Annotated in this window: 13 protein-coding genes; 5 read left to right on the top strand and 8 right to left on the bottom strand. The window is 62.4% G+C overall.

Annotated elements, in window-relative coordinates:
• Positions 1 to 173 precede the first annotated feature (173 nt).
• The 5 genes from ACN9MO_RS16965 to ACN9MO_RS16945 form a co-directional block, all read right to left on the bottom strand.
• A complete protein-coding gene (locus ACN9MO_RS16965) occupies positions 174 to 1,127 on the bottom strand; it encodes an ABC transporter substrate-binding protein (protein ID WP_112995646.1) in 954 nt (317 codons plus the stop codon).
• A 145-nt stretch (positions 1,128 to 1,272) separates the two neighbouring features.
• Positions 1,273 to 2,508, bottom strand: a complete 1,236-nt coding sequence (rlmN, locus tag ACN9MO_RS16960) for a 23S rRNA (adenine(2503)-C(2))-methyltransferase RlmN (protein ID WP_057254902.1) — start codon at positions 2,506 to 2,508, stop codon at positions 1,273 to 1,275.
• A 283-nt stretch (positions 2,509 to 2,791) separates the two neighbouring features.
• The gene (locus ACN9MO_RS16955) at positions 2,792 to 3,295 is read right to left on the bottom strand and encodes an invasion associated locus B family protein (protein ID WP_057255088.1); all 504 of its coding nucleotides are present in this window, start codon (positions 3,293 to 3,295) and stop codon (positions 2,792 to 2,794) included.
• Positions 3,296 to 3,692: 397 nt separating this feature from the next.
• Complete coding sequence (locus ACN9MO_RS16950; protein WP_057254903.1) at positions 3,693 to 4,070, bottom strand: YkvA family protein; 378 nt, start codon at positions 4,068 to 4,070, stop codon at positions 3,693 to 3,695.
• 104 nt (positions 4,071 to 4,174) lie between these two features.
• Complete coding sequence (locus tag ACN9MO_RS16945; RefSeq protein ID WP_057254904.1) at positions 4,175 to 4,492, bottom strand: 4a-hydroxytetrahydrobiopterin dehydratase; 318 nt, start codon at positions 4,490 to 4,492, stop codon at positions 4,175 to 4,177.
• Positions 4,493 to 4,581: 89 nt separating this feature from the next.
• Here ACN9MO_RS16945 and ACN9MO_RS16940 point away from each other — a divergent pair, with 89 nt between their 5' ends.
• Positions 4,582 to 5,058: a low molecular weight protein-tyrosine-phosphatase gene (locus tag ACN9MO_RS16940; protein ID WP_057254905.1), complete on the top strand. Its 477-nt coding sequence runs from the start codon at positions 4,582 to 4,584 to the stop codon at positions 5,056 to 5,058.
• Here the strand turns inward: ACN9MO_RS16940 and thpR are convergent.
• Positions 4,995 to 5,585 (bottom strand): RNA 2',3'-cyclic phosphodiesterase, encoded by a 591-nt coding sequence (thpR, locus tag ACN9MO_RS16935; protein WP_057254906.1) that lies wholly within the window; start codon positions 5,583 to 5,585, stop codon positions 4,995 to 4,997. The genes ACN9MO_RS16940 and thpR overlap by 64 nt on opposite strands.
• A gap of 114 nt (positions 5,586 to 5,699) precedes the next feature.
• Positions 5,700 to 6,341 (bottom strand): arylesterase, encoded by a 642-nt coding sequence (locus ACN9MO_RS16930; RefSeq protein ID WP_057254907.1) that lies wholly within the window; start codon positions 6,339 to 6,341, stop codon positions 5,700 to 5,702.
• A gap of 65 nt (positions 6,342 to 6,406) precedes the next feature.
• On the opposite strand from ACN9MO_RS16930, the gene ACN9MO_RS16925 reads away from it, so the two are divergent.
• The 4 genes from ACN9MO_RS16925 to ACN9MO_RS16910 all read left to right on the top strand — a co-directional run bounded on the left by ACN9MO_RS16925 (position 6,407) and on the right by ACN9MO_RS16910 (position 11,322).
• Entirely contained in the window at positions 6,407 to 7,132 is a 726-nt protein-coding gene (locus tag ACN9MO_RS16925) for an ABC transporter ATP-binding protein (RefSeq protein WP_112995711.1), read from the top strand.
• Positions 7,129 to 9,681, top strand: a complete 2,553-nt coding sequence (locus ACN9MO_RS16920) for an ABC transporter permease (RefSeq protein ID WP_113132350.1) — start codon at positions 7,129 to 7,131, stop codon at positions 9,679 to 9,681. Before ACN9MO_RS16925 ends, ACN9MO_RS16920 begins: the two co-directional genes overlap by 4 nt.
• A gap of 223 nt (positions 9,682 to 9,904) precedes the next feature.
• On the top strand, positions 9,905 to 10,642 hold the full coding sequence (locus tag ACN9MO_RS16915; protein ID WP_057254909.1) for a Bax inhibitor-1/YccA family protein: 738 nt from the start codon (positions 9,905 to 9,907) through the stop codon (positions 10,640 to 10,642).
• Between the two features lie 122 nt (positions 10,643 to 10,764).
• Positions 10,765 to 11,322: a GNAT family N-acetyltransferase gene (locus ACN9MO_RS16910; RefSeq protein WP_425985701.1), complete on the top strand. Its 558-nt coding sequence runs from the start codon at positions 10,765 to 10,767 to the stop codon at positions 11,320 to 11,322.
• A gap of 224 nt (positions 11,323 to 11,546) precedes the next feature.
• Here ACN9MO_RS16910 and ACN9MO_RS16905 read toward each other — a convergent pair whose 3' ends face one another.
• Complete coding sequence (locus tag ACN9MO_RS16905) at positions 11,547 to 11,951, bottom strand: DUF2794 domain-containing protein (protein ID WP_058325742.1); 405 nt, start codon at positions 11,949 to 11,951, stop codon at positions 11,547 to 11,549.
• Between the last annotated feature and the right edge of the window lie 164 nt (positions 11,952 to 12,115).

The following is a 12,115-nucleotide window of genomic DNA, read 5'->3' as shown; positions in this document are numbered from 1 at the left end:
TGCGACGCTCCCGCCTGGCACATGGGGCCATCTGTGGCCGGGCGCATGTGCGGCTTAGAACTTCGGAGCGGCCCCTCAATCCCAAGGATGCAGGCCCCTCATAGCGAACCGCCCCCGTATGGAACGGAGGCGGGCAAAACGCAACAAACTTGAACCTGAAAAGGCAGAAAGCCTTATTCAACGACGCGCGTTGCGCGCTTTACGACACTTTCCGGAAGGGTGACGCCCATTTTCTCGGCGGCCTTCTTGTTGATCACCAGGTCGGAACCGGCGGCGACCTTCACGGCGATGTCGCCGGGGTTTTCGCCCTTGAGGATGCGCACGACGACTTCGCCGGTCTGCTTGCCGACGTCGTAGTAGTTGAAGCCGAGGGCTGCGAGCGAGCCGCGGGCAACCGAATCCGTGTCGGCGGTGAAGAGCGGCAGCTTGGCTTCTTCAGCGACAGCGACGGCGCCTTCCAGCGCGGAGATGATCGTGTTGTCGGTGGGCACGTAGATCGCATCGGCGCGACCGACGAGGGCGCGGGCCGCACCCTGAACTTCAGCCGACTTGGTGGCGGCGGATTCGACGACGGTCAGGCCGGCCTTTTCGGCTTCGGTCTTGAGAACTGCAAGCAGCGAAACGGAGTTGGCTTCACCGGAATTGTAGAGATAGCCGATCGACTTGGCGTTCGGCAGGATTTCCTTGATCAGCGCGACGTGTTCGGCAACCGGCGACATGTCGGAGAGGCCGGTGACGTTGCCGCCGGGCTTGTCCATGTCCTTGACGAGCTGCGCGCCGAGCGGATCGGAAACGGCGGTGAAGACAACCGGAATGTCGCGGGTCGAGGAGACGACGGCCTGGGCCGACGGCGTCGAGATCGGCACGATCACATTCGGTGCCTCGCCGGCGAACTGGCGGGCGATCTGGGCGGCGGTTGCCGGGTTGCCCTGGGCCGACTCGTAGATGAACTTGAGGTTCTCGCCTTCCTTGTAGCCGGCGGCAGCCAGCGCATCCTTCACGCCGTCGCGGGCGGCATCGAGCGCCGGATGCTCGACGATCGCGGTCACGGCGACGGTCACCTCATCGGCACGGGCCGGCAGAGTGAATGCCACCGTGGCGGCAAGGGCGATGAGAAGTGAGCGCATGGGTTGTCCTCCTGAATTGATTTCCCGCTTTCTTAGGAAACCGGGAGAATGAAATCAATCGATAGGAACTGCATCACCCATCAAAGTTCTTCATCGATCCCGGCGAGCCGGGACCGGAAAACCGCCGCGGGGCAGGCGGTTCGTCTCAGTCCTCGCCGTGATTGGCGATCATCATCGCCTCGAAGGCAAGGCGGTCGACCTTGCGCATGCGCTCGGATTCCGACTTCAGCTGGCCGCAGGCGGCGAGAATGTCGCGACCGCGCGGCGTGCGGATCGGAGAGGCATAACCGGCCTGGTTGATGAAGTCAGCAAACTTCTCGATGTGTTCCCAGTCGGAGCACTGGTAGTTGGTGCCAGGCCACGGGTTGAAGGGGATGAGGTTGATCTTCGCCGGTACCCCCTTCAGGAGCTTCACCAGTTGCTTGGCGTCTTCGAGGCTGTCGTTGACATCCTTCAGCATCACATATTCGAAGGTGATGCGGCGGGCGTTCGAGAGACCCGGATAGGCGCGGCAGGCGTCCATCAGTTCCTTCAGGGGGTACTTCTTGTTGATCGGCACCAGCATGTCGCGCAGGTCGTCGCGCACCGCGTGCAGCGAGATCGCCAGCATGACGCCGATCTCTTCGCCGGTGCGGTAGATTTCCGGCACGATGCCGGAGGTCGAGAGCGTGATGCGGCGCTTGGAGAGCGACAGGCCCTCGCCGTCAGACGCGATCAGCAGTGCGGTCTTGACGTGTTCGAAATTGTAGAGCGGCTCGCCCATGCCCATCATCACGATGTTGGTGATCTTGCGGCCCTCGGCCGGCACGATCGCGCCCTGTGGCGTGTCGCGCTCCGGGAAATCGCCGAGCCGGTCGCGGGCAAGCAGCAGCTGCGCCAGGATTTCTTCGGCCGTCAGATTGCGCACCAGCTTCTGCGTGCCCGTGTGACAGAAGGAACAGGTGAGTGTGCAGCCGACCTGGCTCGAAATGCAGAGCGTGCCGCGGCCTTCTTCGGGGATGTAAACGGTCTCGATCTCGACCGGGCGGCCGGCACCGCGTGCCGGGAAGCGCAGCAGCCACTTGCGGGTGCCGTCGCCGGAGATCTGCTCCTCGACGATTTCGGGCCGGGCAATGGTGAAATGCTGCTTCAGCATCTCGCGCATGTCCTTCGACACGTTCGTCATGTGGTCGAAGTCGGAGACGCCGCGCACGTAGAGCCAGTGCCAGAGCTGACTGACGCGCATCTTGACCTGGCGCTCCGGCACGCCCTTTTCGACGAGGGCCTTCGCCATGTCCTCGCGCAGGAGGCCGATCAGCGACGGCTTCTCCGCTTCGGGCGCTGCGCGCACCTGCGGTGCCCTAGCGATCTCCACCCGGTTCAGAATTTCAGTGGCTGCCATGCTCTTGATGTCCTGTCGTACAGCGTGAGGCCGTCCGGAGAGCGGGTCCGGAATTCGTCCTGATGCGCGAATTGAAATCGGTCGAGCCATCGAAAGCGGCCAATCAGGGCGCGGAGGCTCTCAAGTTGGGCCGGGCTTTAGCATTGTTTTGGCCCGGAGTCACGAGGCAGACCCTTTGAATGCAAAAGGCCGGCTTCGCAGCCGGCCCAATGTCTGGTTCTTCGCCATGGCTTTCACGCCTGTTGTGCCGCAAGACCGCTGCACACTGCGTGACATGCCTGGATTACTTGCAGGCTTCGATCTGCTTCAGCGCAGCCGAGATGCCCGAGAGCGAATAGGAGTAGGAGGTGGCCGTGCCCTTGCGCGACTTGGCGTTGACCGACATGGCCTTGCCGGTCTTCATCGCGGCGACGAGCGCCGGTTCTTCCGCCGCGTTTTCCACCCAGGCGGAGTTGCCCTTGGTAAACATCACGAAGGTGCGGCCGTCGATGACGACGTTGACCTTGGAGTTTTCCTGAAGGGGGTAGCCCATCATCGCCTGCGGCTCATAGCTGATGTTCTGGCCCGGGCGCTGGGATACGAGGAAGAAGATGTCGCCGTGGTCGACGCCGGCCGGGCTCTTTTCCTTCGGAACCGAGAGGACGTAGCAGACCTTGCCGCCGCCGGCGTTGTAGGAATAGGCGCCCCAGGCGTTGAACTGCTGGATGCGCGTCGGAGACTGAGCGGCAGCCATGCTGGCGGTTGCCAGAACGAGTGCGATTGCGGTTGCGATCTTTCTTACAAACATGAGGTCCTGCCGCTTTTCTTGCTTTTCGATCACCCGAAACAGGTCAGACGGGCGACGCGTAGTCATGATTTGATTTGTTTTGACTTAATTCAGGTTACCAAACCGTCAACGAAGGCTGAAAACCGCGGGTTTAGCCCCGAAATGGGGCGGTTTGCCCCATCTGCCCCAGCGTCTTTCACCCGATGATTCGCGGTGAGCGAACCAAGGGTCGATGCCGGATGCGCGTCGCCTCGGAATGCTGTTCCAGAAGGTTTCCTGCCCCAAGCCATTACATGGCGCCAGCCGCGCCTAACCGTGCGACCAGCGTCATTTGCAAGTCTATGCCACAAAGATTCGGGCAAGAGTTTGACTTTCGGGCAGGAATGGGGCGCCACAACCTGGCGGCCGGCTTTCAACATCAGCCCTCGGGCGTGTCGGCCAGCGTCTCGTCGGCCTTGGTATAGTGCGTTTCCTTGATCTGTCCGCTGATGGCGGCGAAGGCCGCGGTCAGCACCGCCACGTCGTCGGAGAAACCGACCACTGCCAGCACGTCGGGCAGGAAGTCGAGCGGCAGCACGAAATAAGCGAGCGCTGCGAGCAGAATGCCGCGGGTGCGTGTCGGCGTCTTCGGGTCAATCGCGCAGTAATAGGCGGCGACGAGATCGCGGCTGAACGGGATCTGCCGGGCAGCGCGCCGAAAGGTCGGCCAGAAGCGTCGCTTCACGCGCTTTTCCCGGCGCTCCTGCTCGGATTCTTCGCCTGGCAAGAGAATTTCACCGATCTTGATGTCGTCCATCGTCCCGCTTCCGGCGCTCTAGCATTTTGATTCCAGAGCATCTTATCCGCTTTCCGCTTGAAAGCGGGATGCTCTGGCGTTTCTCAATATGGGGATCGGCCGTGCTATTTCAAATGATCCGGCATCCGGCCGGCCGCCGCCTTGTCCATGCGCGCCGCCAATTTGAAGTCGAGTTCCGTCAGCCCACCGGCATCATGGGTGGTCAGGGTTACGTCGACGCGATTGTAGACGTTGAACCATTCGGGATGATGGTTGAATTTTTCGGCGACGATCGCGCACTCGGTCATGAAACCGAAGGCTTCGACGAAGTTCTTGAAGCGGAACGCCTTCCAGATCGAGTTGCCGTCTTCGGCTCGCACCCAGCCTTCCATCTTGTGCAGGTTTTCGGCAATCGTTGCCTCGTCGAGCTTTTCCGCAGTCATCGTCTCTCTCCCACACATCGACCTGTTCGAAGGCCGAGCTGCTGAGTATAAATGCGCATCAATCTCCAGTCCTGTCGAAATTGAATAGCATGAAACCGGTCAGAGTTCTTTTCGTTTGTCTCGGCAATATCTGCCGGTCGCCGCTGGCCGAGGGTGTGCTGCGCGCATTGGCCGAGCAAAAGGGATTGGCACCAGCGCTGCAGGTGGATTCGGCCGGAACCGGTGCCTGGCACATCGGCGATCCGCCCGACAACCGCTCGATCCAGGCGGCGCGGCGGCGCGGGATCGACATCTCTGCGCTGCGCGGGCGCCAGGTTCGGCCGGACGATTTCCGGGATTTCGACCTGATCCTCGGCATGGACGAAAACAATGTCCGCACGCTCAAGCGCTTGGCGCCCGCCGATGCGGCCGAGAAGGTGCATCTCTTCCTCGACTATGCGTCCGCCCGCAATCAGGATGTCCCGGACCCCTATTACGAAGGGCCAGAAGCCTTCGAGGCGCTCTACCAGATGCTCGAAGCCGGGTGCTCGTCGTTGCTCGAAAGGTTCGGTGACCGCGCCTCGTGAAGCGGGAAGACCTCTTCCGTGAGGTATGGCCCGCCACCGACCGAGTCGCGCGATGACAGAAGCACGAAGCGCGAGACGGTGAAGAGCGAAGTCATGAAATTACCGCGTCCGGAGAGGTACTCGACCACATCCTCGACGCGGCTTGAGCGCAGCCGGGCGAGCGTCACATGCGGCGTGAATTTTCGCGGATCCGGCCCGAGCCCGAGCCGCTGGCAGATGCGCTCGATCTCGGCCTGAAGGGCGTACATTTCCGGGTGGTTGCTGACGCCGGCCCAGACGGAATGCGGCTTCTTCGAGCCGAAAGCGCCGGTGCCGGTCAGCTGCAGTTGGAATTCCGGTCTTTCGATCCGATCGAGCTTGTCGATGATCTCGTCGGCGGTGCGCCAGTCGACGTCACCGATGAAGCGCAAGGTGATGTGGTAGTTCTCCACATCTATCCAGCGAGCTCCGGGAAGTCCTCCGCGCAGCAACGAAAGACTCATTGCTGCATTGCGCGGAATTTCGAGGGCGGTGAATAGTCTCGGCATGGCGAGCTCCCCGAATCTCTTGCAGATGTCTCAGCGAATCACGCATCGAGTCTGCACGCAACTAGTATTTGACACTTACGAATATTAACGTTCCCTTAACTGTGGACGATGTCATCACTCCGTCTTATTCAAGGTTGCCAGAAAGCGTTCGACGATAGGCAGTGCCTTCTCGACCATTACGCCGACGCCGTCGCCATTGGGATGCATGCCGTCTTCGAGCTTGAGCTTCGCCTCGGTCACCACGCCGTCGAGGAAGAACGGGTAGAGTTCCAGCCCATATTTTTCGGCGAGCTCCGGGAAGATCGGGTTGAAGCGGGCGGCATAGTCGGCGCCCATGTTCGGCGGTGCCATCATGCCCGCGAGCAGCACCGGAATGCCACGGTCCTTGAGGCGCGTAATCATCGCCTCGATGTTCTTGCGGGTCTCTTCCGGCGGGATACCGCGCAGCGCATCGTTGGCGCCAAGCTCGAGGATCACGCCCTTTGTGCCATCGGGCACGGACCAGTCGATGCGGGCAAGACCGCCGGATGAGGTGTCGCCGGAAACGCCGGCGTTCGCGATCGTCACGTCCAGGCCCTTTTCCTTCAGCGCCTTTTCGAGCCGAGCGGGGAAGGCGTCCTGCGGCGGGAGCTGATAGCCCGCCATCAGGCTGTCGCCGAACCCCACGAGGCTGATCGTCTCGGCGCGTGCTGCCGATGATAACGCAATTGTCATCGTCAGTGCCAAGAAAACCCGTTGAAATCCTTTTAATGCCATGGGCCTGTTCCTAAATCCCGAATGCCGTTTCTGTTCCCCATTTCGTTCATATAGGGTTGTTTCGCTTGGCCAGCACCATCATCGAACTCAAAAACGCGGATCTGACCCTCGGGGAGGCGGCGGCCTCGGTGCACGTGCTGAAGGGCATGAGCCTCACGATCGATGCCGGCGAGTCCGTCGGCATCGTCGGTCCGTCGGGTTCGGGGAAGTCGACGTTGTTGATGGTGCTTGCCGGGCTCGAGCGGCTGGATAGCGGTGAGATCGTCATCGACGGTACGCCGTTGCATCGGCTTGACGAGGACCGGGTGGCGGACTTCCGCGGGCGCAACATCGGCATCGTCTTTCAGTCCTTCCACCTCATCCCCAACATGACCGCGCTCGAAAACGTCGCGGTGCCGCTCGAACTCGCCAATGTGGCCGGCGCCTTCGAGATCGCGCGCAAGGAACTCGTCGCCGTCGGTCTCGGCGAGCGGCTCAGCCACTATCCCGGCCAGCTTTCCGGCGGCGAACAGCAGCGTGTGGCGATCGCTCGCGCCTTGGCGCCTTCGCCGAAACTGCTGATCGCCGACGAGCCGACCGGCAACCTCGACGCCGACACCGGACGCCAGATCGCCGATCTGCTTTTCGCCGAACAGCGTGACCGCGGCATGACACTCGTGCTCGTGACGCATGATGCGGCACTTGCCGCGCGTTGCGTGCGGCAGGTCCGCGTCCGCTCCGGCGAGATCGTCGCCGGCGGCGAGGCGGGGCCGCTTGCAGTGACGCCGCGCCAGGAGGCGGCCTCGGCATGAGCGGCGCGTCATCGGTTCGGCTGCGGCCGCTGCTTGCCCTTCGCCTGGCACTGCGCGAAATGCGTGGCGGGCTTAGAGGTTTCTACATTTTCCTCGCCTGCATCGCGCTCGGGACCGCGGCGATTGCCGGCGTCAATTCGCTGTCGCAATCGATCACCGCGACGATCGCCACGCAGGGGCAGGAACTGCTCGCCGGCGACATCCGCTTTGAGCTTAACAATCGCGTCGCGACGTCCGACGAGCGGGCCTATCTCGACAGTCTCGGAACCGTCGCGGTTTCCGCCGGCTTGCGCTCGATGGCGCGGTTGCCCGACGGATCCAACCAGGCGCTGGTCGAACTGAAGGCGATCGATGTCGCCTACCCGCTCTACGGCGCGCTGGAAAGCGAGCCGAACCGTCCGCTGCATGAGCTGCTGGCGCGCGATGGCGAGACCTTTGGCGCCGTCGTGGCACCGCTGCTGCTCGACCGTCTTGGCGTGCAGGTGGGAGATGAGATCCTTCTCGGCAACGCCAGGATCCGGATCGCCGGCACGATCGTGCGCGAGCCGGACGCCTTGTCCGACGGCTTCGGCTTTGCTCCCCGCCTGATGGTCTCGGCCGAGGCGCTGGCCGTGAGCGGCCTGGTGCAGACAGGAAGCCTTGTTGAGCATAGCTACAAGGTGAAGGTCGCCGACCCGACGCAGCTCGCGGCCATTCGCACGGATGCCGAGAAGCGCTTTCCGGCGGCCGGCTGGTCGATCCGCACCAGCGCCAACGCCGCGCCGTCGCTGACGGCGAACATCACCCGCTTCTCGCAGTTCCTGACTCTTGTCGGGCTGACGGCGCTGATCGTCGGCGGCGTCGGCGTCGCCAACGCGGTGCGCGCCTATCTCGACCAGAAGCGCAGCGTGATCGCGACCTTCAAATGCCTGGGCGCTCCTGCCTCGCTGGTGGCGATGATCTATCTCGCGCAGATCCTGATGATCGCCTTGATCGGCATCGTGATCGGCCTGTTGCTTGGCATGCTGATCCCCTTCATCGCGGCGCAGTTCCTGGCAGATCTATTGCCGATCTCGACGGAGTTTCATCTCTATCCGGGTGCGCTCGGTCTTGCCGCGCTCTTCGGCGTGCTGACGGCGCTGACCTTCGCCATTCTGCCACTTGGCCGGGCACGGGCCATTCCGGCAACCGCGCTCTTCCGCCAGCAGGGCTTCGACCCCTCCGGCTTTCCGGCATGGCCCTATTTGCTGGGCGCCGTCGCTTGTCTTGCTGCACTTGCGGGGCTTGCGATCTGGACGGCCTACGACCGCTATATTTCGCTGGTGTTCCTGGGCGCGATCGCCTTTGCCTTCATTGTCCTGCGCGTCGTCGCGCTGCTGATCGCCTGGCTTGCGCGCCGCAGCCCGCGGGTCAACTCGCCGGCCCTCAGACTGGCGATCGGCAACATCCACCGCCCCGGCGCCCTCACGTCCTCGGTCGTGTTGTCGCTGGGTCTTGGGCTGGCATTGCTTGTGACGCTGGCTCTGATCGACGGCAATCTGCGCCGCGAGCTTACCGGCAGCATGGCGGAGCGCGCGCCGAACTTCTTCTTCGTCGATATTCAGGGCAACGAGATCGAAGGCTTCCGCTCGGTGCTCAACCGGACGATCCCGAAGGGCAAGGTCATCGAGGTGCCGATGCTGCGCGGCCGGATCATTGCCTTCAACGGTGAGGACGTGAACAGCCGCAACGTGCCGCCCGGCGGCCAATGGGTGCTGCGCGGCGACCGCGGCATCACCTATGCCAAGAACAAGCCGGAGAACTCGACGCTTTCCGCGGGCGCGTGGTGGCCGGCCGACTATAGCGGCGAGCCCTTGGTTTCCTTCTCGGCGGAAGAGGCCGGCGAACTCGGCCTGAAGATCGGCGACACCGTGACCGTCAACGTGCTTGGCCGCAACATCACCGCCAAGATCGCCAATTTCCGCAACGTCGAGTGGGAATCGCTTTCGATCAACTTCGTCATGGTGTTTTCGCCGAACACCTTCGCCGGTGCGCCGCATGCGTGGTTGGCAACCGTCATCGATCCGGCAGCGACGCCGGAAGAGGAGGCGGCGGTGCTGAAGGCCGTCACCAACGCCTATCCGACGATCACAAGCGTGCGGGTGAAGGATGCTCTCGACATCGTGAACGGGCTGCTTGGACAGTTGGCAACCGCCATCCGGGCGGCGGCCGCAGTGGCGCTCGTCGCCTCCGTCCTGGTGCTTGCCGGTGCGCTCGCCGCTGGCAACCGGGCGCGCGTCCACGACGCCGTGGTGCTGAAAACGCTGGGTGCGACGCGCGCGACCCTTATCCGGGCGTTCAGCTACGAATATGCCATTCTCGGCCTCGCAACGGCGGTTTTCGCCCTGTTTGCCGGCGGAGTTGCCGCCTGGTTCGTCGTCAGCCGCATCATGAAGTTGCCGTCAGACTTCCTGCCGGATGTCGCGATCCTGACCGTCGTCGGGGCGCTGGTGATGACCGTCGGCATCGGTCTTGCCGGTACCTGGCGTATTCTCGGGCAGAAGGCGGCGCCGGTCCTGCGGGAGCTTTGAGCGGTGAAGTTAACCGTAAATCCCTGTCGTGCATGCCGGAAACGGCCGGATGCGTTCGAATCCAGGGGCTTCGGGTCTTGTACGCAACGGGTTTCGGCATCATATTTATCCACAGGCATGCTGGAGCTCCGCAGCGGCGCCTGGGCGTGGAAGCCAGCCTTCCAAAGCGAGACTGTTCGCCGCCCGACACCGTAACTTCCACCGGAGCTTAAATGAGGAAACAATGGCTGATCTGAGAAACTACCAAACCCGAATGTCGCCCGCCGGCGCTCAGGCGGGTGCCGTGATCGATGAGGGCCTTCGCGCGTACATGCTGAAGGTCTACAACCTGATGGCCCTGGGCCTGGCGATCACCGGCGTGGCAGCTTACGGAACCTATGCGCTTGCCGCCTCCAATCCGGCATTCGCCCAGCTCATCTACGCTTCGCCCCTGAAGTGGGTCGTGATGCTGGCGCCGCTGGCGATGGTCTTCTTCATGAGCTTCCGCATTAATTCGATGAGCGTCTCCGCAGCACAGACGACGTTCTGGATCTATGCCGCCCTGATGGGCCTGTCTCTGTCGTCGATCTTCCTGGTCTTCACCGGCCAGAGCATCGTGCAGACGTTCTTCGTCACGGCCGCTTCGTTCGGCGCTCTGTCGCTCTACGGCTACACGACCAAGAAGGACCTGTCGGGCTTCGGCACGTTCCTGATCATGGGCCTCTTCGGCCTGATCATCGCGTCGATCGTCAACATCTTCCTTGCTTCGTCGGCCCTCGGCTTCGCGATCTCCGTGATCGGTGTTCTGATCTTCGCTGGCCTCACCGCCTACGACACGCAGAAGATCAAGGAAATGTACTACGAAGCCGATGACAGCACCGTTGCCGGCCGCAAGGCGATCATGGGCGCGCTGACGCTCTACCTCGACTTCATCAACCTGTTCATGTTCCTGCTGCAGTTCATGGGCAACCGGAACAACTAAGCTTGAAACGAATTGCGGAAAAGGCGGCCTCGGCCGCCTTTTTTGTTGCCGGAAATAGTTGATCGCGTCCCGGCCCCCATGGGAGTAAAGGACGACGAAACCTCGAGATGCAGTTTACCGCCATGTCCCTGAGTCTGCGTGACGCCACCTTGGCCGACCTTCCTGCCATCGCAGCGATCTATCGCGAATCCGTACTGAACGGCGTCGCCACCTATGAGATCGAACCTCCTTCCGAAGCGGAGATGCGAAACCGCTTCGAGACGATCATCGGCAACGGCTACCCCTATGTGGTCGCATGCGATGGCAGCGGATCGATCGTCGGCTATGCCTATGCGTCCGCCTTCCGGACGCGCACGGCCTATCGCTTTCTGGTCGAGGTTTCGATCTACCTGGCGCCGGAAGCGCGCGGCAAGGGTGCTGGCAAGGCGCTGCTCGTCGAACTCATTCGTCGTTGCACCGAGCTCGGCTTCCGGCAGATGGTTGCGGTGATCGGCGGTGCCCACCCGGCATCGATCGCCGTACACAGTTCGCTCGGCTTCGAGCATCAGGGCACGATGAAAGCGACCGGCTTCAAGCATGGCCGTTGGCTCGACACGGCGATCATGCAGCTCGCGCTTGGCGAGGGCCAGAAGAGCGATCCGCCGGAAGACGTCTATCCAGACACGCTCTATCAGAACTGATCGTCGCCTCGCGGACGCCCGACATGCGCTGATTGCAGTCGGCCGTCCCGGGGCGGGTCAAAGCCCTGCGTCGGAAGAGGTCGCCGCGCATCTCACCGGGACGCCGGTGCGGATCAGGTCTTAAGGCGCGTCGCGATCTTGCAGGTCCGCTCCCAGCGCTTCAAGCTTCTGATATTTCGCAGGTCGTTATTGCAAAACCGCTGCGCAGTTTTGCGCGACCTGCTTCAGGTTTCCACCAGCTTCAGGACCTTGTCGAACACCTTGAGCACCTGGGCGAGCTCGTGGCCGCGTTTCAGGATCGTGCCGTGAATGTTCAGCACGCTATAGGCGCCCTGTTTCGTCGACAGCTTCGGGTTCTTCTCGATCCGGTAGAGCGGCATTTCTCCCGAACGCTTGAACACCGAGAAGACCGCGCGGTCCTTCAGGTGGTCGATGGCGTAGTCCCGCCATTCGCCTTCGCCGACCATTCGACCGTAGACCCAAAGGATCTGGTCCAACTCGCGGCGATGGAAAGTGATGGGGGGAGGGTTCTTGGCGTTCTTGTATTCGTGAAGATGGACGACCACTTCGGAAGTGGTCTCGCGCTGATGGCGCGCCTCGCCTTGCGGCAAATCCGGCTCATCGGTCATCGGCAATCCGGCCTTCTGTTGTGACAGAACGATAACAGTGTGCCTGACGTGAGCCGAAAAGCAAGCCGGAAGCCGTTGGACGAAGAGGGCATTTCTTACCTCTGCCCCATTTCAGTCAAATCGCCGCCCCAATTCACCGCAAAACTCGCGAGCGCTGACGGACA

The organism is Ensifer sp. R-19, assembly GCF_049905105.1.
Lineage (GTDB): Bacteria > Pseudomonadota > Alphaproteobacteria > Rhizobiales > Rhizobiaceae > Ensifer.
The sequence above is the reverse complement of the archived record's forward strand: the minus strand, read 5'-3'. Positions and strand labels throughout refer to the sequence as shown.